20 protein-coding genes are annotated in these 21,892 nt (G+C 64.7%); 7 read left to right on the top strand and 13 right to left on the bottom strand.

Annotated features, from left to right (window positions below):
* Positions 1–109: 109 nt before the first annotated feature.
* Positions 110–268, bottom strand: coding sequence for a hypothetical protein (locus V5279_RS15110; protein ID WP_165128757.1), 159 nt, complete (start codon positions 266–268; stop codon positions 110–112).
* 461 nt (positions 269–729) lie between these two features.
* Entirely contained in the window at positions 730–882 is a 153-nt protein-coding gene (locus tag V5279_RS15105) for a hypothetical protein (protein WP_338698585.1), read from the bottom strand.
* 258 nt (positions 883–1,140) lie between these two features.
* Between V5279_RS15105 and V5279_RS15100 the strand changes: the two genes are divergently transcribed.
* Positions 1,141–2,118 carry a Ku protein gene (locus V5279_RS15100; RefSeq protein WP_338698583.1) on the top strand — a complete coding sequence of 326 codons (978 nt, stop codon included), beginning with the start codon at positions 1,141–1,143 and terminating at the stop codon, positions 2,116–2,118.
* A gap of 212 nt (positions 2,119–2,330) precedes the next feature.
* On the opposite strand, the gene V5279_RS15095 is transcribed toward V5279_RS15100, so the two are convergent.
* Positions 2,331–2,495 (bottom strand): Flp family type IVb pilin, encoded by a 165-nt coding sequence (locus tag V5279_RS15095; protein WP_029084091.1) that lies wholly within the window; start codon positions 2,493–2,495, stop codon positions 2,331–2,333.
* Between the two features lie 322 nt (positions 2,496–2,817).
* Between V5279_RS15095 and V5279_RS15090 the strand changes: the two genes are divergently transcribed.
* On the top strand, positions 2,818–4,452 hold the full coding sequence (locus tag V5279_RS15090) for a thiamine pyrophosphate-requiring protein (protein WP_338698580.1): 1,635 nt from the start codon (positions 2,818–2,820) through the stop codon (positions 4,450–4,452).
* Positions 4,453–4,691: 239 nt separating this feature from the next.
* Positions 4,692–5,906 (top strand): NAD(P)/FAD-dependent oxidoreductase, encoded by a 1,215-nt coding sequence (locus V5279_RS15085; RefSeq protein WP_338698578.1) that lies wholly within the window; start codon positions 4,692–4,694, stop codon positions 5,904–5,906.
* 51 nt (positions 5,907–5,957) lie between these two features.
* On the opposite strand, the gene V5279_RS15080 is transcribed toward V5279_RS15085, so the two are convergent.
* The 7 genes from V5279_RS15080 to V5279_RS15050 form a co-directional block, all read right to left on the bottom strand.
* The gene (locus V5279_RS15080; protein ID WP_338698576.1) at positions 5,958–7,202 is read right to left on the bottom strand and encodes an ABC transporter substrate-binding protein; all 1,245 of its coding nucleotides are present in this window, start codon (positions 7,200–7,202) and stop codon (positions 5,958–5,960) included.
* A gap of 41 nt (positions 7,203–7,243) precedes the next feature.
* Complete coding sequence (locus V5279_RS15075) at positions 7,244–8,725, bottom strand: ATP-binding cassette domain-containing protein (protein ID WP_338698574.1); 1,482 nt, start codon at positions 8,723–8,725, stop codon at positions 7,244–7,246.
* The gene (locus V5279_RS15070; RefSeq protein ID WP_338698572.1) at positions 8,725–9,651 is read right to left on the bottom strand and encodes a branched-chain amino acid ABC transporter permease; all 927 of its coding nucleotides are present in this window, start codon (positions 9,649–9,651) and stop codon (positions 8,725–8,727) included. The genes V5279_RS15075 and V5279_RS15070 overlap by 1 nt, the downstream gene beginning before the upstream one ends.
* 1 nt (position 9,652) lies before the next feature.
* On the bottom strand, positions 9,653–10,528 hold the full coding sequence (locus V5279_RS15065) for a branched-chain amino acid ABC transporter permease (RefSeq protein WP_018270667.1): 876 nt from the start codon (positions 10,526–10,528) through the stop codon (positions 9,653–9,655).
* 94 nt (positions 10,529–10,622) lie between these two features.
* Positions 10,623–11,819, bottom strand: coding sequence for an ABC transporter substrate-binding protein (locus V5279_RS15060; RefSeq protein WP_414645948.1), 1,197 nt, complete (start codon positions 11,817–11,819; stop codon positions 10,623–10,625).
* A gap of 1,089 nt (positions 11,820–12,908) precedes the next feature.
* Entirely contained in the window at positions 12,909–14,504 is a 1,596-nt protein-coding gene (locus tag V5279_RS15055; RefSeq protein WP_338698565.1) for an MDR family MFS transporter, read from the bottom strand.
* 159 nt (positions 14,505–14,663) lie between these two features.
* Positions 14,664–15,200 carry a YcgN family cysteine cluster protein gene (locus tag V5279_RS15050; RefSeq protein ID WP_338698563.1) on the bottom strand — a complete coding sequence of 179 codons (537 nt, stop codon included), beginning with the start codon at positions 15,198–15,200 and terminating at the stop codon, positions 14,664–14,666.
* Between the two features lie 287 nt (positions 15,201–15,487).
* On the opposite strand from V5279_RS15050, the gene V5279_RS15045 reads away from it, so the two are divergent.
* Genes V5279_RS15045 through V5279_RS15035 form a run of 3 tightly spaced genes read left to right on the top strand, consistent with a single transcriptional unit; the run spans position 15,488 to position 18,964 of the window.
* Positions 15,488–17,767 carry a PBP1A family penicillin-binding protein gene (locus tag V5279_RS15045; protein WP_338701192.1) on the top strand — a complete coding sequence of 760 codons (2,280 nt, stop codon included), beginning with the start codon at positions 15,488–15,490 and terminating at the stop codon, positions 17,765–17,767.
* 1 nt (position 17,768) lies between these two features.
* The gene (locus V5279_RS15040) at positions 17,769–18,347 is read left to right on the top strand and encodes a DUF1214 domain-containing protein (RefSeq protein WP_029082050.1); all 579 of its coding nucleotides are present in this window, start codon (positions 17,769–17,771) and stop codon (positions 18,345–18,347) included.
* Entirely contained in the window at positions 18,344–18,964 is a 621-nt protein-coding gene (locus V5279_RS15035) for a DUF1254 domain-containing protein (protein WP_029082051.1), read from the top strand. Before V5279_RS15040 ends, V5279_RS15035 begins: the two co-directional genes overlap by 4 nt.
* Here V5279_RS15035 and V5279_RS15030 read toward each other — a convergent pair.
* Positions 18,961–19,803 (bottom strand): MBL fold metallo-hydrolase, encoded by an 843-nt coding sequence (locus V5279_RS15030; RefSeq protein WP_338698556.1) that lies wholly within the window; start codon positions 19,801–19,803, stop codon positions 18,961–18,963. The two genes, V5279_RS15035 and V5279_RS15030, sit on opposite strands and share 4 nt — an antisense overlap.
* A 91-nt stretch (positions 19,804–19,894) precedes the next feature.
* Between V5279_RS15030 and V5279_RS15025 the strand changes: the two genes are divergently transcribed.
* On the top strand, positions 19,895–20,755 hold the full coding sequence (locus V5279_RS15025; RefSeq protein WP_338698554.1) for a LysR family transcriptional regulator: 861 nt from the start codon (positions 19,895–19,897) through the stop codon (positions 20,753–20,755).
* Here V5279_RS15025 and V5279_RS15020 read toward each other — a convergent pair.
* Both V5279_RS15020 and V5279_RS15015 read right to left on the bottom strand, forming a co-directional pair.
* On the bottom strand, positions 20,752–21,519 hold the full coding sequence (locus tag V5279_RS15020; RefSeq protein WP_338698552.1) for a hypothetical protein: 768 nt from the start codon (positions 21,517–21,519) through the stop codon (positions 20,752–20,754). The genes V5279_RS15025 and V5279_RS15020 overlap by 4 nt on opposite strands.
* A gap of 16 nt (positions 21,520–21,535) precedes the next feature.
* Complete coding sequence (locus V5279_RS15015) at positions 21,536–21,730, bottom strand: hypothetical protein (RefSeq protein ID WP_029082055.1); 195 nt, start codon at positions 21,728–21,730, stop codon at positions 21,536–21,538.
* Between the last annotated feature and the right edge of the window lie 162 nt (positions 21,731–21,892).

Raw genomic sequence — 21,892 nt, 5'->3', positions numbered from 1 at the left:
CGGAACGGCGCGACAATAATCAGGCGCCGACGCCAGGTGTTCTCGCGCGACAAGTGTTGGCGAGAGACAAGTGTTCTCTCGAGAGAGAAGCGTTCTCGGCAGCGACGTCTCAGGAAAACCACCAGAGCATGAATTTCAGGAACATCGAGCTGAGAAGATAAATCCACCCCGCCATCGCCAGAACCGTCAATCCGACGAACGCGCCTGAAACGCTTTTCTCCTTGAAGCGCGCCAGCAGCGAGGTTTTTTCTTCTTGTTGATAGAACATCTCAAGCTCGAGGCAGATCTGATTCAAATCAGCTAGCAGTCAATTTCGATGATCTCGTGACGCGGCGCGAGGCAGCTATTCGCCCCGCGCATCACTGATCGTCATTTGTGGAATTTTGTGAGACTGCGAGCCGCGAGCGATCGCTCAAGAAAAAATGTGCTTGGCTCAAGAAAATTCTACTCGACATGATCCGCGGTCGGACTGCAGCGGCGGCGACGGCGCGCACGCCGGAACTTTTCGCGTGCATCATCGTAACATCGGCGTCGACCGCAACCTGTCTTGAGTCAAGGCGATCGAACACGAGAACGCCATTGCGGATCGGGGCGGCTGCACACCTCACGTCTCCTCGCGGCGACTTTTGCGCATGGACGATTCGTGAGGGGTCCGCGAGTTGTCGGTGGAGTGTTCCGCCACATCTCGATGAGCAATGAGCCTCACATGCGCAGTTAACGATAGGGGCTTCAGACGCGGAAGGAGACGAACCAGACAATGCCGAGGATCAGGACCGCGAGCCCTGTCGAGGCCGTGAGCAGCGCGAGAACCGAAGGTCCGGGCTCGGCCTGGCGCGCCTCGGTCGGGGTTTCGATGATCTGACCGTGTCGTTCCGTTGCCATGCCGACCTCATTGCTTAAGTGCCTGTAATTCCGGCGCTTGCCGCTCCCCTTCGAAAATCCAACGCCTGATCGGGAGCGATGTTCCGGGCCGTCCATGGGCGGGCGGCCGGCGATCCCGCCGCGGACCGCGTCAAACCGGCGCAGGCTCGAGGCCACGGTTAACGCCGTTGCGAGATTCACCAAGCCGTGTTGTTTCAAACTGGGGTTCCCGGTGTTATCCTCGACCGTTCCGTCGGTTGCGTTATCGGAGTTTTGCCTATGGCCCCCCGCGCCAACTGGAAGGGCTTTTTGCGCCTTTCGCTCGTGACCTGCCCCGTTGCCCTGTACCCGGCGACGTCGGATACCGAAAAGGTCTCCTTCAACCAGATCAACCGCAAGACCGGCCACCGGATCAAATACGCCAAGGTCGACGCGGAGACCGGCGAGGAAGTGGCCACCGACGACATCATGAAGGGCTACAAGGTCGACACCGACACCTATATCGAGGTCACCAAGGAAGAGCTTGACGATATCGCGCTGGATTCGACCCGCACCATCGAGATCGACGAATTCGTGCCGCGCACCGAGATCGACAGCCGCTATCTGATCCGCCCCTATTACCTCGTTCCCGACGGCAAGGTCGGCCACGACGCCTTTGCGGTGATCCGCGAGACCATCCGCAGCCTGAACAAGGTCGCGATCGGCCGCGTGGTGCTGACCAACCGCGAGCACATCATCGCGCTCGAGCCGCTCGACAACGGGCTGATGGGCACGCTGCTGCGCTACCCCTATGAGGTGCGCAGCGAGAAGGAGTATTTTGACGACATCCAGGATGTGAAGATCACCAAGGACATGCTCGATCTTGCCAAGCACATCGTCGAGCAGAAGTCCGCCGAGTTCGATCCGGAGGATTTCGAGGACCGCTACGAGCAGGCGCTGATCGATCTGATCAACCAGAAGCGCAACGGCATCAAGATCGCCAAGCCCGCGGCGAAGACCAGCGGCAACGTCATCAACCTGATGGACGCGCTGAAGAAGAGCCTCGCCAACGAGAAGCAGGCGGCTCCTGCCAAGGCTGAGGCCAAGGCGGCGAAGGGCAAGAAGCCGAAGAAGCGCATCGAGGGCCAGCGCGAGATGCTGCTGCCGATCTCGGGCAGCGGCAAGCGCGAGCCGAAGGAGGCGGTCAAGCCCGAGCCGAAGAAGGCCGAGAAGCCGGCGCGCGCGCAAGGCACCACGGCGCGCAAGAAGGCGGGCTGAGCGGGCGTCACCCGGCGATAGCAACAGGCCGCCGGCTACATCATAAGATTATTTGAAGACGCCCAGCAGGAGGCACGCTGGTCGATCGCGGTCGAGCATCTGATCAACCCTGCGCAACGAGGGGCTGGCTGATGTTTGTGCACATCGCGATGTTGCGCGCGTTGAACGGGGACGATTGAATCCGGAAGAATGCGAAGCGTTTCCGACCGCGCTTACTTGAAGGCCGAACTGACGGCGTTGAACTGACCGCTCACACTGGTGCCGATGCCCCTGACGCCGGCGACGATCACGATGCTGATGCCGCCAGCAATGATGGCGTATTCGATCGCCGTCGCGCCGACCTCATCACCCAGAAATCTTGCAAGCAACGCGCGCATGAAAAGCTCCTGTCCGACGCTCGCGGCTTTTTCTCCCGCGCCGTAGCAATATGCCAGCAAAACTAGGTCACATTGGTTGACGGCCCGTTGAGGGACAGGATGAACGGTCGCTTAAAGGTTGCACAGAAACTGGATGCTAGTTCTGCCTGCAGCTTCCCGCCAGCCGGCAAGGCGCCAAGCCGCGATTGGGCGTAAACGCATATCAGGACTACCTGATCCGGCCCCGGCCGCGCTTTACCGGTCGACGGAATCCTGTTCCTTTATCGGACAGGACGACAACGAGGCCGGACCAAACCGGCCGCATCCAGAGGGAGTGACCGTCATGAAGCTCGGCACCGCGATCGCGGAAATCATGAAGCGCGAGGGCATCGAGATCCTCACGGGCTACCCGGTCAACCACCTGATCGAATACGCCGCCAGTGCCGACATCCGCCCGGTGATGGTGCGCCAGGAGCGCATCGGCGTGCACATGGCAGACGCGATCTCCCGCGTCACCTCGGGTGAGAAGATCGGCGCCTTCTGCATGCAGCACGGCCCGGGCGCTGAGAACGCGATGGGCGGCGTCGCGCAGTGCTATGGCGAATCCGTGCCGGTGCTGGTGCTGCCGATGGGCTATGCGCGCAGGCTTGCCAACATCGATCCGAATTTTAATTCCAGCCAGGCGATGAAGGCGTTCTCGAAGTCGTCCGAGCCGATCAACATCGCCGCGGAGGTCTGCAACATCTTCCGCCGCGCCTTCACCAAATTGAAGAACGGCCGTGGCGGGCCGGTGATCGTCGAAATCCCGGCCGACATGTGGAACGAGGAGGTGCCGGAGCCCTTGAACTACACGCCGGTGCTGCGCACCCGCTATGGCGCCGACCCCGTGCATGTGAAAGAGGCCGCGGCGCTGCTCGTGAATGCAAAACGTCCGGTGATCTATGCCGGCCAGGGCGTGCATTATGCAAAGGCCTGGCCGCAGCTGAAGCGCCTCGCCGAACGGCTCGCGATCCCCGTCACCACGAGCCTCGGCGGCAAGTCGTCCTTCCCGGAGACGCATCCGCTGTCGCTCGGCTCCGGCGGCCTTGCGGTGCCGCGCGCGGTGCCGAAATTCCTCGCCGAAGCCGACGTGATCTTCGGCATCGGCTGCTCCTTCACCGAGACGTCGTTCGGCATCGCGATGCCGAAGGGCAAGACCATCATCCATTCGACGCTCGATCCGAACCACATCAACAAGGATGTCGAGGTCAGGATTGGCCTCGTCGGCGATGCCGGGCTCGTGCTCGATGCGCTGCTGGAGGAGATCGGCAAGACCGTGACCGCGGACCGCAACGCGAACGCCGTCGCCGAGGAGATCGCCGCGTCCCACAAGGAGTGGCTCGCCAAATGGATGCCGAAGCTGACGCACAACGACGCGCCGCTCAATCCCTACCGCGTGCTGTGGGACCTGCAACACACCGTCGACATTCACAACACCATCATCACCCACGACGCCGGCAGCCCGCGCGACCAGCTCTCGCCGTTCTGGAAATCGGTCGAGCCGCTGTCCTATATCGGCTGGGGCAAGACCACGCAGCTCGGCTACGGCCTCGGCCTCGCGATGGGCGCCAAACTGGCAAAACCGGACAAGCTCTGCATCAATGTCTGGGGCGATGCCGCGATCGGCTTCACGGGGATGGATTTCGAGACCGCGGTGCGCGAGCGGATTCCGATCATGTCGATCCTGCTCAACAATTTCTCGATGGCGATCGAACTGAAGGTGATGCCGATCTCGACCGAGAAATACCGCTCGACCGACATCTCCGGCGATTACGCGGCGATGGCGCGTGCCTTCGGCGGCTATGGCGAGCGGGTGACCAGGCCCGAAGACATCATCCCCGCGATCAAGCGCGGCATCCAGAAGACCAAAGAAGGCGTGCCGGTGCTCTTGGAATTCATCACCAGCAAGGAGACCGAGGTGTCGCGGCCGGGGACGTGAGCAGCATCAGAATGTGACCCACCTTCCGTCATGGCCGGGCATAGCCGTCCGAAGGACGGCGTCGCTTCCGCTCGCCTATGTCCCGGCCATCCACGTCTTTCTTGACCGACTGAAGCAAAGACGTGGATGCCCGGCACGAGGCCGGGCATGACGAGTTTCAAATGTCCAATTTCACAGCCCACTTGATTTGACCTTGCTTAGGCAGGCAAGCTCCCTCCGACAGAAGATCGGAGGGAAAGATGGCGCGCATCCTGGTGCTGGGGGCCGGCTTTGCCGGGCTGTGGGCTGCGCTCGGCGCGGCCCGCAAACGCGACGAGATCGGCGCGCGGGCGGCGGACACCGAGATTCTCGTCGTCGATCGCAACGCCTATCACAACATCCGGGTGCGCAATTACGAGGTCGATCTCGGCGATGTCGCGCTGCCGCTCAAGGACCTGCTCGATCCGGTCGGCGTCAGCCATAGGGTGGCCGATGTCGCGGCGATCGATCCGGCGAAGCGCGAGGTCACGGTCAGGACGGGCGCAGGCGCCGAGCAGCTGAGCTACGACCGGCTGGTCCTAACCACCGGCAGCGAACTGGTCCGGCCCGCAATATCAGGCCTTGCCGCCCATGGCTTCGACGTCGACACGTACGAGGCTGCCACCAAGCTCGATACGCATCTGGCGGCGCTCGGCAAGCAGCCGCCGTCGCAGGCGTGCGCAACGGTCGTTGTCGTCGGTGCCGGCTTCACCGGGATCGAGGTCGCAGCCGAGATGCCGGCCAAGCTCGCGCGCTCGGGCATCACCGGCGATCACCGCATCATCCTGATCGATCCCAATCCCGTGGTCGGCGCGACCTTCGGCGCGCAGGGACGCCCGGTCATCAACGAGGCACTGTCCGCGCTCGGCGTCGAAACGCGGCTGAATGTCAGGGTCAGCGCCGTCGATGCCACGAGCATCACACTCAGCTCGGGCGAGATCATTCCGGCGGAGACCGTGGTGTGGTGCGGCGGCATGCGCGCCAGCCACCTCGCCGCAACGCTGCCGGTCAAGCGCGACGCGCTCGGCCGCCTCGCCGTAGACCACTTCATGCGCGCCGAGGGCATGGCGGACGTGTTCGCCGCCGGCGATGTCGCGGCCTGCCTGATCGACGGCGAGCATCCGACCGTGATGTCCTGCCAGTTCGCGCGGCCGATGGGCCGCTTTGCCGGCCACAATGTGATGGCGGATCTGTTCGGTGAAAAGCTATTGCCGCTCACCATCGACTGGTATGTGACGGTGCTCGATCTCGGCGCCTGGGGCGCGCTCTACACCACCGGCTGGGACCGCGAGGTGCACACCTCGGGCGCCGCCGCAAAACTCACCAAGCAGACCATCAACCAGCGGCGCATCTATCCGCCGCGCAACGGCGATCGCGCCGCACTGCTTGCGGCCGCGGCGCCGACGATCCAGGCGGCCCCGCCGACGCGCAAGTAAGAAGGGCGGCCACCGTGTGACCGCCCCTCGTTTCTCTTGATGCTCGCGCGATTACTGCGACAGCTTCACAAAGTTCGGAAACTTCAGCTTGCCCTCGGCGATCGCCTTCGGCCACACCGTGATCTGCTTGCCGCTTTGCCACTGGAACACGAGGCCAGTGACGGCGCCCGGGCCGGACTTGATGCCGTGGGTGAACTCGTCGTTCTTGCCGTAGAACTGGATCTTGCCGATGGTGCCGTCGAAGTCGGTCTTCTCGAGCTCGGCGACCATCTTGTCCGGATCGGTCGAGCCGGCGCGCTGGATCGCCTCGGCGATGATGTAGACCTCGTCATAGGCGGTGTAGCCGGTATAGGCCGGCGGCGTGCCGAACTTGGCCTTGAACGCCGCCGCGAACGGCTTCGTCTTGGGCGTCACCGCGACGTCGGGCGTCGCCACCGCGAGCGAGGGCACGCCTTCGGCGGCGCCGTTGGTGTCGCCCCAGAACGACGGGCTCAGCGCCTGCGCGCTGATGCCGAACATCGGGATCGGCACCTGCTGGTTCTTCCACTGCACGGTCGGCTGCACGCCGACATGGGAGATGCCGGTCACGATCACGTCGGGTTTTGCGCTCTCCATCTTGTTGAAGATCGGCGTGAAGTCGGTGGTATCGGGCGAGAAGCGGATGTGCTCGACCACCTTCAATCCAGCCTTCGGCAGGCAGGCCTCATAGCCGACATCGAGCGGCTTGGTCCAAGCCGCGTCCTCGCTCATGATCGCCGCCGACTTGAACTTGAGCTGGTCGACCAGCAGCTCCTTGGCGGCGTCGCAGACCAGCTGCGCCTGCGCCGCCGAGGTCAGATAGCCGTGGAACGTGTACTTGTTCTTCTCATAGTCGCTATGAACAGCCTTGGTGATCTCGTTCGAGGCGGCGCCCGGCGTGATCAGCGGCATCTTCAGCCGCGACGCCCACGGCTCCAGCGCCAGCACGACCTCGCTGATGTAGCTTGCGATCACGGCGGAAACCTTGTCCTCGCTCACCGCGCGCTGGAAGGCCCGCACCGAGTCGGCCGACGAGCTCTTGTTGTCGTAGGTGACGATCTCGATCTTGCGGCCCATCACGCCGCCCTTGGCGTTGATCTCGTCGGCCGCGATCTGCGCGCCGCCCGGCGTTGCCGCACCTGCGATCGACTGCACCTCGGCGATGACACCGATCTTGATCGGATCGTTGGACTGCGCATAGGCCGGCGCCGCGAGGCAGAGCGCGAGCGCGGAAGCCAAAAAGCTCACGCGGGTGGCGGTTGAATATCCTGTCATCATGATCTCCCTTGCTTTGCTTTCTTGCTTGAAATTTTCGAACGTCAGAGAAAGTCTTTGCCGGCCTCCGCGGCGAACCGGCCGGGGTCGCCCTCCCAGACGATCCGCGCGTGCTCCAGCACATAGACGCGGTCGGCATGCGGAAGCGCAAACGTCACGTTCTGCTCGCCGAGCAGCACCGTGATCTTGGTGGTTTGGCGCAGCTTCTCCAGCGCCTTCGACAGCAGTTCGAGGATGACGGGCGCAAGTCCAAGCGTCGGCTCGTCCAGGATCAGGATCTGCGGCTGCATCATCAGCGCGCGGCCGATCGCCAGCATCTGCTGCTCGCCGCCGGACAGCGTCTGCGCCATCTGGCCCTGACGCTCCTTCAGGATCGGAAACAGTTCGAACAGCCAGGCGAGCTGTTTCGCCCGCGCCGCGTCGTCGAGATGCTGGCCGCCGAGATCGAGATTTTCCCGCACCGTCATCTCGCCGAACAGCTCGCGCGATTCCGGGCACTGCACGAGGCCCGAGCGGGCGATCTTGGCCGGCCCCGTGCCGCGCAACTTCTCGCCGCCGCGCAGGATCTCGCCGGTATAGGGCAGGAAGCCCGAGATGGTGTTGAACAGCGTGGTCTTGCCGGCGCCGTTCAACCCGACGATGGAGACGAACTCGCCCTCATGGACGTGGATCGAGACGTTCTCCAGCGCCTGCGCCTTGCCGTAATGCACGCTGACATTCTCGACCTGCAGCAGCGGCACCTTGTCCTTGAACGAGGTCTCGGGCCGCGCATGGGTTTCGATCGCGCCGCCGAGATAGACCCGCCGCACGGTCTCGTTCTTCATCACCTCATCGGCGCGGCCGGTCGTGATCTCCTCGCCGAGATACATCGCAAGCACGCGGTCGACCAGCGCCGCGACGCTCTTGACGTTGTGATCGACCAGCATCACCGCGCGGCCCTCGTCGCGGAAGCTGCGGATCAATTGCGAGAACGTTCCGACCTCGGTGCTGGTGAGGCCGGCGAAGGGCTCGTCGACCAGCACGACTCTTGGATCGCGCGCGATTGCCTTGGCCAATTCGAGCCGGCGCAGATCCGCGAATGGCAGCGTCGGTGGACGACGGTTCATCACCGCGCCAAGGCCGACGCGGTCGGCGATCCATTTGGCGCGCTCGGTCAGCGCCTTGTCGGGAAACAGCATGAACAGGCTGTCGGGCAATAGCGCGACCATGATGTTCTCCAGCACAGTCTGCCGGTTCAACGGCCGCGAGTGCTGGAACACCATGCCAAAGCCCTTGCGCGCGATCTTGTGCGCAGGCAGCCCGGCCACGTTCTCGCCTTCGAACAGCACCTCGCCCGCGGTCGGGCGCTCGATGCCCATCACGCTCTTCATCGCGGTCGACTTGCCCGAGCCGTTCGGCCCGATCAGGCCGAGGATCTCGCCGGGGCGCAGCTCGAAACTCAGATTCTTCACCGCGGTCAGGCCGCCGAACCGCTTGGTCAGGCCGCGCACCGCGAGCGTCGGGGTGCTGATCACAGTCTGGTCCATCAGGAGCGCGCCTCGCGTGACAGGGCCGCTCCGAGGAAACCGCCGGGGAAGAACAGCACGACGAGCAGCGCCACCGCCGAGACGATGAAGGTCGCAAGCTCGCCGGTCGGGCGCAGGAATTCGCCGGCCACGATCAGGAAGATCGCACCTAACGCAGCCCCCAGCACGGTGCGCCGGCCGCCAAGCACGGCGGAGACGATCACGTTCACGCCGACCGCGACGTCGACCACGGTGCCGACCGAGGCGGTGCCGAAGTAGAACACCAAAAGCGCCCCCGACAGGCCTGAGAAGAACGCGCTGACGATGAACGCCGCGAGCTTGTGCTTGACGATGTTGAAGCCGAGCGCGCCGGCCTGCACCGGGTCCTGCCCGCTCGCCTGCAGCACGAGGCCGACGGGCGATTGCGACAGGCCATAGAGGATGGCCGCGCTGATGGTCATGAAGCCGAGCGCGATCCAGTAATTGGCGCCGGCATTGATGGTGATGACATCTGGGATGGTGAGCCCGATCTCGCCACCGGTCAGGTCAGCAAACACCACGATGAAATTCTGCAGCATCAGCACCGCAACCAGCGTGGTCAGGCCGAAATACGGCCCCCTCACCCGCAGCGCCGGCAGTGCCAGCACGAAGCCCGCGACAACCGACGCCAGCGCGCCGAGCAGGATGCAGAGATAGACCGACCAGCCGAACTGGTTGTTAAGGATGCCCGCCGTGTAGGCGCCGGTGCCGATCAGGAAGGTCGGGCCGAAATTGACCTCGCCGGCAAAGCCGAACAGCAGGTCCCAGGCCATCGCGAACACGCCGAAATAAAACGCAACGGTGAGCAGGCCAAGGATGTAGCCCGAGACGTAGAACGGCAGCGTCGCGGCGACCACTACGCTAACCAGCGAAATGAAGAACAGGCGCGAGGTGAAGAAGTTGGCCATGTCAGCGCCTCCCCAAGAGGCCCTGGGGCCGGATATACATCACGAACACGAGCAGCAGCAGAGCGGGGATGGTGCGATAGGCCGGCGAGATCATGTAGGCCGTGATGGTCTCGAGATAGCCGACGACGAAGGCCGCGATCAGCGAGCCCGAGACGCTGCCGAGGCCGCCAAGCACCACGATCGAGAACGCGCTCGCGGTCAGCGGCCCGACGCTGTAGGAGCTGACGCCGAGGAACATGCCGAGCAGCACGCCGGCGATGCCGGCGAGAATGCCGTAGATGCCCCACACCACGATATAGATCTGCGTGAGTTCGAGCCCGAGCAAGGTGACGCCGCGCGGGTTCATCGAGGCCGCCAGCACCGCTTTGCCGGTCCGGGTGCGGTTCACCAGAAGCCAGAGCAGACCGATCACGAGGCAGCACACCAGCGCGGTGAAGATATTGTTGCGTGGCGTGCGGTTGCCGAAGATATCGACGACGCCCTCGACGATCGGCAGCACCGTCTTGGCGTTGTTGGTGAAGAAATAGGCGATCAGCTCCTGGATCATGATGCCCCACAGCAAGGTGCCGGTGAGGACGAAGATTTCCTTCTCCTCGTTGGGGATCCGCCTGGAGTTCTGGATCGGTTTCACGACCGCGAAATAGGTCGCGAACGACACGATCAGCGCGACGCCGACACCGAACAACGCGCCGGTGTAGATGTCGAGGTGCAGCACGCTGGCCGCGGCCCAGGCCGCGACCGCTGCGGCCACCATGATGGCGCCGTGGGAGAGGTTGAGAACGCCGGAGACACCGAAGATCAGGGTGAAGCCGGTCGCGCCGAGCGCATAGAGCGCACTGATGGCAAAGCCATCGATCAGGATTTGTAAGGCGAGCATCTCAGATTGGCCGCGGCAGCAAGGCTGCCTGTTGTGGAGGACGCGAAACCAAAGACGAATGCTCCCGGGAGGGACCCGGGAGCACGATGACCGGTCAGTTCGTGGGGACCTTGACGAAGCTCGGGAACTTGAGATCGCTCTTGGCGACCTCCTTCGGCCAGACCGCGACCTGCTTGCCGCCCTGCCACTGCAGCATCAGTCCGGTGATCAGGCCCTTGCCGTACTTGATCGAATGGGTGAACGGGTCGTCCTTGCCGTAGAACTGGACGCGTCCGATGGTGCCTTCCCAGTCGGTCTTCTCCAGCGCATCGACCATCTTGTCGGCCTCGACCGAGCCGGCGCGCTTCACCGCATCGGCGATGTAGTAGACCTCGTCATAGGCGGTGTAGCCGGCGTAGGACGGATAGTTGCCGTAGCGCTTCTTGAAGTCCTCCGCGAACGGCACCGACTTCGGCGTCACGGCGACGTTCGGGCCCGACACGCCCTGATACAGCACGCCTTCCGCCGCATCGTTGGTGTCCTTGCCGAAGGTCTCGTTGGTCGCCTGCGAGGAAATGCCGAACATCGGGATCGGCACCTGCTGGTTCTTCCACTGCACCGTCGGCTGGACGCCGACATGGGAGATGCCGGTGATGATCACGTCGGGCTTCGCGGCTTCGACCTTGTTGAAGATCGGCGTGAAGTCGGTGGTATCGGGCGAGAAGCGGATATGGTCGACGACCCTGAGCCCGATCTTCGGCAGGCACTCTTCATAGCCGACATCGAGCGGCTTGGTCCACGCCGCGTCCTCGCTCATGATGACCGCGGTCTTCATGTGCTTCTGATCGACCAGCAGGTCCTTGGCGGCATCGCACACCGACAGCGCCAGCGCCGCCGAGGTCAGGTAGCCGTGGAAGGTGTACTTGTTCTTCTCGTAATCGGCGTGAACGCTCTTGCTGATCTCGTTGGAGGCGGCGCCCGGCGTGACGAACGGCGTCTTCAGGCGCGAGGCCCACGGCTCCAACGCCAGCACGACTTCGCTGATATAGCTCGATATGACGACGTTGACCTTGTCCTCGTTGACCGCGCGCTGGAATGCGCGCACCGAATCCGCCGAGGATGAGTGATTGTCGTAAGAGACGATTTCGATCTTGCGGCCGTCGATGCCGCCCTTGGCGTTGATCTCGTCGGCAGCGAGCTGCGCTGCCTGCGGGATCGACGCCCCGGCGATCGCCTGCGCCTCGGCGATCACGCCGATCTTGAGGGTATCGGCGGCCTGCGCTCCGCTCGGCGCCGCGGCCAGCAGGCCCAACACGGCCACTCCGGCAAGTTGCTGCATCGCATGAAAAGGCAGTCGCGATGTTGTTTTCACCCTGTTTCACTCCTCTTGTTCTTCTTCGGCCGCTTCCAGCTCTTGGGGCGGGACTATAGCTGCGACAAAATGCGCAGCAAGTGAAACTGCGCGCAGATCGCCATGCATGGACGGCAACTAAAGTAGTGGGTCGGCGCTTTCAGGCTGAACAAAGATGAGGCAGTGGGGGAATATGAGCGCGGGACGCCGATCACTGAGTTGCCCGACGGCGCAAGCCCCTCGCGCAAAAATATTTCGCTTTATCAGAAGTACAGCTCAGTGTATAAATCCGCCCGTCTCACCCGATCGAGGGGCGCTTCGCGATCGTCACGAACGCGGTGTGAGATGCGGTGGACGCTGAGATCACGACGGACGAAGCGTGATTGAGGCGGACGGTGAAGTCGTGTGGTCCTGACGCCCTAGCGGCCGGTGTCCCCTTGTAAGACGCAATTGCGTCTTGCGAAGGCGGTGACAAACAAGCCCAGTCTCGCCGGGGAGAGCACGAAATAAGCCGTAACCCATCGCGCAGGGAAAGCCGGAGTTTCCGGTTACACCTGTGGTCCTACCTCCGGTGCTTTTTGTTGCACCGGACCCATGGGTGCGATCGGCACCCGGCTTTCCCTGCGCCCTCTGCGAGGAGGGCGGAACGAAGAGCAAACCTCGGACGGTTCATGTCGCGAGAACGCGAAGCTGTATCCCCACCCACACTGTCATCGCCCGGCTTGACCGGGCGATCCAGTACGCCGCGGCCTCTCTGCTCAAGCACTGGCGTCTCTGGAATACTGGATCACCCGCATGCGCGGGTGATGACACCGCGATGTTTGATAGTGAATCGAGCACCGTCCGCGTCGTCGTCCTGGCAAAAGCCAGGACCCATTACCCCAAATGTTGATTGGTTGCGCGACGCTGCGGCCACGATCCCTACGGCAACCAACATTGGTGGTTATGGGTCCCGGCCTTCGCCGGGACGACAGCGGTGGACTTGGCGTGGTCACAGGATCATCCCTGCGTTCGTTCAGCGGGACGACAGCGGTAAGCTTGGCTCCCGCCCTACTCCGCCATCTCCGCCGGCGGCCGCGCGGCGGGGCCGGCGAGCGGGCGCTCTTCCATCGTGATCATGCAGATCGAAGCCGTGGTCAGCAGCACGGCGGCGGCGCCGAATACGTAGCGGAACGCCGTGATCATGTCGGCCATCGGGATCGCGCTCACGGCGCCTGCGGCCGCAGCATGATGCTCGCCGTTGAGCGAAATATCGGGGCCCAAGGTCATCAGCAGGATCGTGGTGAAGGCGGCGACCGTGAAGGAAGCCATCATCGCGCGGAAGAAGTTCATCGCGCCGGTCACGGTGCCGACCTGCGGGCGCGCCACCGCGTTCTGCAGCGACACCACGCTGATCGGGAACGTAGTGCCGAGCCCGAGCGCGAACACGCTCATCAACAGCAGCAATCCCCACAGCGGCAGCGTCGTCACCGCCACGCCGACGGCGCAGATCGCGGCGACCGAGGTGCCGACGATCGCGACGCGCTTGTAGTGCCTAGCCTTCGCCATCGTCCGTCCGGCGATCGCCGCACCGAAGGTCGAGATCGCCGCGAGCGGGATCAGCGCAAGGCCGGCCTCGCTGGCGGTGAGGTGATAGACCACCTCGTAGTACAGCGGCAGGTGCACGGTCAGCCCGACCATTGCGCCGAGCGCACAGCCGCCCGCGCCCATTGCGAACGGCACCACCGAGCCGCCGAGCAGCGACAGCGGCAGGAACGGCTCGTCGGCGCGGCGCGCATGCCAGACGAAGGCGCCGGCGAGCGCGATCGAGGCGCCGATCATGGCCGTGATGGTCGGCGACAGCCAGGACAGACGGGTGCCGCCCCAGGTCAGCACCAGCATCAGCACGACGGCCGAAGCCATCAGCAGCACGCCGCCGAGCCAGTCGACCTTGCGCTTGCGGTGGAACACCGGGATCTTGCTCATCTTCGGCAGCAGCAGCGCCAGCGCCGCCGCCGCGAGCGGCAAGTTGATCCAGAAGATCATCGACCAGTGCAGATGCTCGGCGAACACGCCGCCGACGACGGGGCCGAGAATGCCGCCGGCCATCCAGACGCTGGAGAAATAGGCCTGATAGCGGCCACGCTCGCGCGGGGTCACCACGTCGGAGATCACGGTCTGCACAACAGGCATGATGCCGCCGCCGCCAAGCCCCTGCAGGCCGCGGGCAACGATCAGCATGGTCATGCTGGGGGCGATCGCGCACAGCACCGAGCCGACCACGAACAGGCTGAGCGAGGTGATGATCATGACGCGGCGGCCGTAGATGTCGCTCAGCGTCCCGAACACCGGCGCCACCGCGGTGGAGGCGAGCAGATAGGCCGTGATCACCCAGGACAGATTGGTGACGTCGTGAAACTGGCGTCCGATCGTCGGCAGCGCAGTCGCGACGATGGTCTGGTCGAGCGCGGCCAGGAACATCGTCAGCATCAGGCTGATCACGATGGTGCGGACTTCATCCGGATTGAGCGGTGCCGGCGGCGCCAGCGGCGGCGCGTCGCTAAGTTCGATCACCTCGCTCGGGAGGCGGGACAACTCTTCGGCAATGTCGTCGGGCAATGTCTCTTGGTCGGCAGGAATCCGGCTCTGCCGTTCATACTTGTTCATTTGAGGCGTAATGCTGCTGCGCGGGCTGATCCCGCGATGGAATCATTCTCTGCTTCGCAATTTATGCAGCAAATCGATGCTGAGGCAGGCCCCCCAGCGCATGGGTGCATCCCGCCGCGACCTTCTCGCGATGACGTGATCGCAGCGCTCGTTGCGACGTCACGCCTTGGTCGTCTTGCCCAGCGCTTTCGGCCGCTTCTTCAACCGTGCTTGCTTCGGCAACAAGCCCGGCCAGCGCACGATGTGATCCTCGAGATCGGCGTCGTTGACGTCGATCTCGGTGCCCTGCACCCGCCCGCGCACCGAGACCCCGGCTTCATGAACGGTGTTGGGATCGCCCGAAATCAAAGGATGCCACCAATAGAGGTCCCGCCCCTCGGCCACGAGCCGGTAGCCGCAGCTCGGCGGCAGCCAGTTCAGGGTCCGGACGTTTTCGGGCGTCAGGCGGACGCAATCCGGAACCTGGTCGGAGCGGTTCGGATAGTCCTTGCAGGTGCACAGGCCGGCATCGAGCAGCTTGCAGGAGATATGGGTGAAATAGATCTTGCCGGTGTCCTCGTCCTCGAGCTTCTCCAGGCAGCAACGTGCGCAGCCGTCACACAGGCTCTCCCATTCGTCGCCAGACATCTCTTCCAACGTCTTGGTTTTCCAGAAGAATCCATCCTGGTCCGACGGGCGCTTGGGCGGTGCGGTCATGATATCCCTGACATGGCGGTACAGCTCTTCTTGGGACGCCGGCGCCGGCTCCGCAAGGGGGAGCACCTGCGGGGTCGCAAAAGCCGGTGGGCAGCGTTAGGGCTTTCATTAAATTCGCCAGCCGCGCCATTGGTTTATGGCAGCCGCTCGGATAGAACAACGAACGAGTCCCCAACGACGCAAAAGCGCCTTGGGATTGCCGCAACATCGAAGCAAGACGCTGGCCTGTGCCCGTTTTGGGCAGGCGCAGCGCTGTCGAACTGATCAAGGGTCCGGTCCGCCAGATCATGCCGTCGCATTGGAAACAGAAGGTCCGGAACTTCTTCCTGGACCTCGATGCGCGTATCGACTCGACGCTGTTCTCGTCGGGCAAGGGCCTGCGCGAGCTCTACGAGCGCTATTCCACCTTCATGGACCGCTTCTATGTCGGCCGCTGGAAGCGCTGGGTGTTCATCGAGCCGCTGTCGGAAGCCGCGACCATCGGGCTCGGCGGCATGATCCTGATGCTGACGCTCGCGATCCCCGCCTTCCGCGAGACCGCCGACGAGGACTGGCTGAAGAAGTCCGATCTCGCGGTGACCTTCCTCGACCGCTACGGCAACCCGATCGGCAGCCGCGGCATCAAGCACAACGACTCGATCCCGCTGGAAGATTTTCCGGACAATCTGATCAAGGCGACGCTGGCAACCGAAGACCGCCGCTTCTACGACCATTTCGGCATCGACTTTCCGGGCCTCGCGCGCGCGCTCGTCACCAACGCGCAGGCCGGCGGCGTCCGCCAGGGCGGCTCGTCGATCACCCAGCAGCTCGCCAAGAACCTGTTCCTGAACAACGAGCGCACCATCGAGCGCAAGGTGAAGGAAGCCTTCCTCGCGGTCTGGCTGGAGACGCGCCTCACCAAGAACGAGATCCTGAAACTCTATCTCGACCGCGCCTATATGGGCGGCGGCACTTTCGGCGTCGACGGCGCAGCGCATTTCTACTTCAACAAGTCGGTGCGCGACGTGAACCTCGCGGAAGCCGCGATGCTCGCCGGCCTGTTCAAGGCGCCGACCAAATACGCTCCGCACATCAACCTGCCCGCGGCGCGCGCCCGCGCCAACGTCGTGCTCGACAACCTCGTCGATGCCGGCTTCATGACCGAGGGCCAGGTGTTCGGCGCCCGCCGCAATCCGGCGGTCGCGGTCGACCGGCGCGACGAGAACTCGCCGAACTACTATCTCGACTACGCCTTCGACGAGATGCGCAAGCTAGTCGACACCTTCCCGAAATCCTACACCGAGCGTGTCTTCGTGGTCCGTACCGCGATCGACATGAACGTGCAGAAGGCGGCCGAGGAAGCGATCGAGAACCAGCTCCGGCAGTTCGGGCGCGATTATCACGCGACGCAGGCGGCGACCGTGGTGTCCGATCTCGACGGCGGCATCCGCGCCATGGTCGGCGGACGCGACTACGGCGCGAGCCAGTTCAACCGCGCCGTCGACGCCTATCGCCAGCCCGGCTCGTCGTTCAAGCCTTACGTCTACACCACGGCGCTATTGAACGGCTACACGCCGAACTCGAAGATCGTCGACGGCCCGGTCTGCATCGGCAACTGGTGCCCGCAGAACTATGGCCACTCCTATTCCGGCTCGGTGACGCTGACGCAGGCGATCACCCGGTCGATCAACGTGGTGCCGGTAAAGCTTTCGATCGAGCTCGGCAAAAACATTGGTGGCCCGAAGGCCGGCCGCGCCAAGATCGTCGAGGTCGCGCGCCGCTTCGGCCTCAAGGCGCCGCTGCCCGATACGCCGTCGCTGCCGATCGGCTCCGACGAAGTCACGGTGATCGAGCACGCGGTGGCGTATGCGACCTTCCCGAACCGCGGCAAGGCGGTGACGCCGCATTCGGTGCTCGAGGTGCGCACCGGCGCCGGCGACCTGGTGTGGCGCTGGGACCGCGACGGGCCGAAGCCGCGGCAGGCCATTCCGCCGAACATCGCCGCCGACATGGCCGGCATGATGAGCCACGTGGTGAGCGAAGGCACCGCGCGGCGCGCCGCGCTCGACGGTATTCCGACCGCGGGCAAGACCGGCACCACCAACGCCTATCGCGACGCCTGGTTCGTCGGCTACACCGGCAACTTCACCTGCGCGGTCTGGTACGGCAATGACGACTATTCGCCGACCAACCGCATGACCGGCGGCTCGCTGCCGGCGCAGACCTGGCACGACATCATGGTCGCCGCGCATCAGGGTGTTGAGGTGAAAGAACTCAACGGCGTCGGCATGGGCCAGAAACTGCCGCCGCAGCCGGCGCAGGCCAATGCCCAGGCCAACGCAGCGCCGCGCATATTGGAGACCAAGCCGGGTCCGCCGCCGGTGCTGACCAAGCGCGGTGCCGATATCCTGGTGCGGGTCGAGAAGCTGCTCGATGACGCCGCCAAGACCGCCAACAAAACCACGCTGAACGAGCCCTCGAAGGCCGGCAAGCCGGAATCCTCGAGCGCGCTGGCGTTCCCCGAAAATTACATTGCCGCGGCCGGGCCGGACGGCGCGACAACAACTCCTGCGCCACGCAAGAACTGACGTGCGGCTCCTCCTCACCACCCTGCTGGCACTCGTCATCGCCACCGCGGTCGGCCTCGGCCTGACCTACGCGACGGCGACGCGCGGCACCGATCTCGGCACCTTGAAGATCGGCGCCTGGACCGCGCGGCCGAAAAACGGCACCTCCGACGTCGACCCCTATTCGCGCGCCACCATCGCGCGCAGCGGCGAATTGCCGATCGGCACCGGCGACGGCATCGCCTTCTCGGCGACATCAGACGACAAGAACAAGCCGCTCGACGGCCGCTGCGACATCGTGGTCAGCGGCGTGACGCCGGCGGCGCGGTTCTGGACGCTGACGCTGTTCGACCGCAAGGGCCATCTGGTCGCCAACTCGCTGCAGCGCTACGGCTTCACCAGCCAGGAGATCATGCGCGCCTCCGACGGCACGTTCGAGATCCACATCGCCTCGCGCTCGCGCGCCGGCAACTGGCTGCCGACCGGCGGCATCGAACGTTACGCGCTGATGCTGCGCCTCTACGACACGCCGGTCGGGGTCGCGACCCGCACCCAGCGCGACGCGCCGATGCCCTCGATCGCAACGACGGGCTGCCCATGATCCGGCTGCTGTTCACCATCCTCGCAGGCGTGCTGCTCGGCGGCGTGGTGCATCTCGTCAGCGTGCTGGCGCTGCCGCGCATCGCCTCGCAGGACGCCTATTCGCGGCTGACGCCGATGACCAAGCTCAACGAAGTGACGCAGCTGCCGCTGGCCGACCCGACCCACTCGCCGATGCCGCTGATGGATCCGGCGTTCGCGATGGCGATCTGCCGCTACGATCTCTCGAGCGCGCCGCTCAAGCTCACCGTGCCGGTCAGCCAGGCCTACACGTCGGTGTCGTTCTACACCCGCAACGAGGTCGCCTATTACGCGATCAACGACCGCTCCGCCGGCAAGAAGGTGATCGAGCTCTATTTGATGACCGAAGCGCAGCACAATGAGCTGCCGGAGGACGAGGAAGTCACCGCCGCCGACCGGCTGATCATCGACTCGCCGACATCAACCGGGCTGATCCTGCTGAAAGCGCTGGCGCCGGAGCCCGGCCTGATGCCGCAGGCGCAGGCCTCGCTCGCGGCCTCCTCCTGCAAGCCGCAGACCGAGCCGGTGGCAGCCAAGCAGGAGGCGCCGCCGCCGCTGCCCGCGCCGGCACCGCCGCCCGCGGCGCGCAAGCGCTAGCTCGCTGCCAGCGCGTGCCGGCCGCAGCGGCAGGTCTCGTAGTCGACGGGATCGTGGCTGTTGACGATCGTGACGCTAGCGCCATGCGCCGCATTCAATTGGCGCAGCCGCTCCTGGTTCTGGATGCGCCTCGCGCGATCCATATCCGCGCGGCGCTGGAACATGCCGAGCACCAGCGGGATCCGCGGCCTGGCGTGGAGCTGCGCGTGATGGAAATAGGCATCACCGGCGTGCAGCAGCCATCTGTCTTTGTCGCGCACCGCGATCCCGCAATGGCCAAGCGTGTGCCCCGGCAGCGGGATCATCAGGATATCCGGCTCGCGGTCGCCGAGCGGGCGCACGCCCTTGAAGCCGAACCAGTCTTCACCATCGGCGCCGTAGAACGCCCAGTCCGGCCCGTGCTGCCACTGCGCCGTGATGTAGCGTCCCACCGGCGGCGCGACCTGGTGGGTCACCGCCATCTCGTATTCGTTGCGATGGACGTGCACCTTGGCCTTCGGAAAGTCCGGCACGCCGCCGGCATGGTCGCGATCGAGATGCGTCAGCAGCAGATGGCGCACGTCGTCCGGCGAGAAGCCGAGCGCGTTCACCTGCCGGACGGCGGTCTCGGCCGGATCGAGCCGCGGCGTGGTCTGCCGCACCCATTTGCGTCCGAGCCGCGGCGGGTCAGCGATATCGCCGAGCCCGATCCCGGTATCGACCAGCACGAGGCCGTCGTTGCTCTCGACCAGCAGGCAGTGACAGACCATCCGCGCCCGCTGGAAGATGCTGCCGCTGCCGTTCACGAGCCGCTTGCCGATCGGGCACATGGTGCCGGTGTTGAGATGGTGGATGCGCATGACCAGTCCTCCGCTGAAGTCAGCGCAGGCTTGCCACCCGCCTTTCCATAGGTAAAATATTGTCTATCTATCTATACGATAGGATGTACCTATGGATATCCGCGAACTCCGCTACTTCGCCGCGGTCTACCGCGAGCGCAATCTGACCGCCGCGGCGAAGCTCTGCTTCATTTCGCAGCCGTCGATCTCGGCGGCGATCACCAATCTCGAGGCCGAGCTCGGCACCACGCTGTTCATCCGGCACAAGAAGGGCATGGCCCCGACGGAGTCAGCCGCGCAGTTTCACGGCATCGCCCGCAAGATCATTGACGAGGCGGACGCGGCGCGAAACCTGTTTCGCAAGCCCGCGACCAGGCAGGCGCTGACGCTCGGCCTGTTGCGGACGCTCGATCAGGCCCGGACCATCGCGCTGCTGAAGCCGCTGACGGGCCATGCCGACCTCGCGCTCCGGCTGGTCGGCGCCAATGAGAAGGCCGACGCGCGGATCGTCGCCAAGACCATGATCACCGCCGGCGCGCACTTCATCCCGCTCTGGAGCGAGCGCTATGTAGCGGCATTGCCGCCGTCGCATCCCCTGACCCTGAAGGAGACGCTCCGGACCACCGACTTCGCTGGCGTTCCGATGATCGATCGCTGCCATTGCGAGCAGCAGGAATTCTTCAAGCGCACGTCACCGCCGCGCAGACCGGTGGCGATCGCGGAATCCGAGGAATGGGCGATGGCGCTGGTGGCGGCCGGGGTCGGGGTTGCGATCGTCCCCGAAGGCGTCGCGCGCGGCAATCCTGATGTCGCGGTGCGGGCGATCGATATCGACGTGACGCGCCAGGTCGGCCTCGCCTATCCCGCGGCTAACCCGCCATCCGATGCGCTGAGGGCGTTCATCGCGAGCCTGCCGCGGCAACCGAACAGTCGCCGCGTCAGATCGACCGCGACGAAAGCGAGGCGGGCCTAGCCCTTCGTCACCACGGCCTGGCCGGCAACCGGCGCGGAGACCAGCGGCGCATTGGCGGTGAGCCGGGCGAGCTCGTTGATCTGGCGTTCGGCGTCCGCGGCCATGCCGTCGGGCGCCTGGATCACCAGCCGCTCCAGCGCCCAGCGATAGGACGCGATCCGCCGCTCCAGGCTCTGCCCGACCCACTGCACGATCAACGCATTCTCTTCCATCCGTGCGACCGCATCGGCCTTCTCGCGCAGCGACAGGTCCGCGATCATCTTGAGGCTGGCATTGCGCTTGCGGTCGAGCTCGATCACCTGGATCGCGACGGCGAAGAACGGCTCGAACCGGGTGATGTCGTCGCGGACCTCGTCGATCAAGAGCGAATAGCGCGAGGCGAACGAGCGATGCGGCTCGTCGATCAGATTGCGGCCATACGCCGTGCGGTCGAACACGACCCTCTGCCGCCAGGGCGAGGGCAGCGGCTGATAGTCGCCGAACACGCTCTTCCACGCCGGACGCGACAACGGCGGCTCGATGAATTGGTAGGCGAGATCGCGCAGCTGACGTTCGTGTTCGGTGAGCTGGAACTGCGAGGCGTTTTTGCCGACGCTGCCGGTCGCCTCCGCACCCATCCAGCGATGCATGTCGTCGTTGCGGAAGTCGGCGCGGGTACGGCCGAAATCGCCGCCGCTGCAGCCCGCGAGCGCCGAGCCCGCCAGCAGCAGGATCAGCGCCGGGAATGGCCGCCACGCGGCGATCCGCTGCACAAGCTCCGGCATTGCACGATGTCCGCGATCAGGAGCGGCGTCGGCGACGGCGGCCCTGCGCAGTGCCCTGCTCCGGTCCGCGATCGCCACCGGTCTCCTCCGTCGTTCGCTCGATCCGGACGACGGGTAGGATCAGCACGGTCCCCATGCCTTCGCCGGCAGCACCGGCCATGCTCGGCCGCCGCGCAGCCGCATCCGCCGGAAACTCAACGATGGTGCCCATGTTCCGTTCTCTCTGGCCCCGCACGGACATGATTTGCCCGCGCCTGCCGAGTTAAGAACGCGCATGGTTAATGACATCTTAAGCCGCCGATACGGACGGTTACGGATATGGCGCTGTGCCTTAATGGACACGCGCAAATGCGAGCATTCGCCTTCACGGCTT

The sequence above is a fragment of the Bradyrhizobium sp. 26S5 genome, from assembly GCF_036923295.1.
Lineage (GTDB): Bacteria > Pseudomonadota > Alphaproteobacteria > Rhizobiales > Xanthobacteraceae > Bradyrhizobium > Bradyrhizobium septentrionale.
Note: the sequence above shows the minus strand (reverse complement) of the source record. Positions and strands in the feature narration are given on the sequence as shown.

What these genes read in the sequence shown, in the direction of transcription:
- V5279_RS15110 (WP_165128757.1), bottom strand. Translation starts at nt 268, where the DNA reads ATGTTCTATCAACAAGAAGAAAAAACCTCGCTGCTGGCGCGCTTCAAG.
- V5279_RS15105 (WP_338698585.1), bottom strand. Translation starts at nt 882, where the DNA reads ATGGCAACGGAACGACACGGTCAGATCATCGAAACCCCGACCGAGGCG.
- V5279_RS15100 (WP_338698583.1), top strand. Translation starts at nt 1,141, where the DNA reads ATGGCCCCCCGCGCCAACTGGAAGGGCTTTTTGCGCCTTTCGCTCGTG.
- V5279_RS15095 (WP_029084091.1), bottom strand. Translation starts at nt 2,495, where the DNA reads ATGCGCGCGTTGCTTGCAAGATTTCTGGGTGATGAGGTCGGCGCGACG.
- V5279_RS15090 (WP_338698580.1), top strand. Translation starts at nt 2,818, where the DNA reads ATGAAGCTCGGCACCGCGATCGCGGAAATCATGAAGCGCGAGGGCATC.
- V5279_RS15085 (WP_338698578.1), top strand. Translation starts at nt 4,692, where the DNA reads ATGGCGCGCATCCTGGTGCTGGGGGCCGGCTTTGCCGGGCTGTGGGCT.
- V5279_RS15080 (WP_338698576.1), bottom strand. Translation starts at nt 7,202, where the DNA reads ATGATGACAGGATATTCAACCGCCACCCGCGTGAGCTTTTTGGCTTCC.
- V5279_RS15075 (WP_338698574.1), bottom strand. Translation starts at nt 8,725, where the DNA reads ATGGACCAGACTGTGATCAGCACCCCGACGCTCGCGGTGCGCGGCCTG.
- V5279_RS15070 (WP_338698572.1), bottom strand. Translation starts at nt 9,651, where the DNA reads ATGGCCAACTTCTTCACCTCGCGCCTGTTCTTCATTTCGCTGGTTAGC.
- V5279_RS15065 (WP_018270667.1), bottom strand. Translation starts at nt 10,528, where the DNA reads ATGCTCGCCTTACAAATCCTGATCGATGGCTTTGCCATCAGTGCGCTC.
- V5279_RS15055 (WP_338698565.1), bottom strand. Translation starts at nt 14,504, where the DNA reads ATGAACAAGTATGAACGGCAGAGCCGGATTCCTGCCGACCAAGAGACA.
- V5279_RS15050 (WP_338698563.1), bottom strand. Translation starts at nt 15,200, where the DNA reads ATGACCGCACCGCCCAAGCGCCCGTCGGACCAGGATGGATTCTTCTGG.
- V5279_RS15045 (WP_338701192.1), top strand. Translation starts at nt 15,488, where the DNA reads ATGCCGTCGCATTGGAAACAGAAGGTCCGGAACTTCTTCCTGGACCTC.
- V5279_RS15035 (WP_029082051.1), top strand. Translation starts at nt 18,344, where the DNA reads ATGATCCGGCTGCTGTTCACCATCCTCGCAGGCGTGCTGCTCGGCGGC.
- V5279_RS15030 (WP_338698556.1), bottom strand. Translation starts at nt 19,803, where the DNA reads ATGCGCATCCACCATCTCAACACCGGCACCATGTGCCCGATCGGCAAG.
- V5279_RS15025 (WP_338698554.1), top strand. Translation starts at nt 19,895, where the DNA reads ATGGATATCCGCGAACTCCGCTACTTCGCCGCGGTCTACCGCGAGCGC.
- V5279_RS15020 (WP_338698552.1), bottom strand. Translation starts at nt 21,519, where the DNA reads ATGCCGGAGCTTGTGCAGCGGATCGCCGCGTGGCGGCCATTCCCGGCG.
- V5279_RS15015 (WP_029082055.1), bottom strand. Translation starts at nt 21,730, where the DNA reads ATGGGCACCATCGTTGAGTTTCCGGCGGATGCGGCTGCGCGGCGGCCG.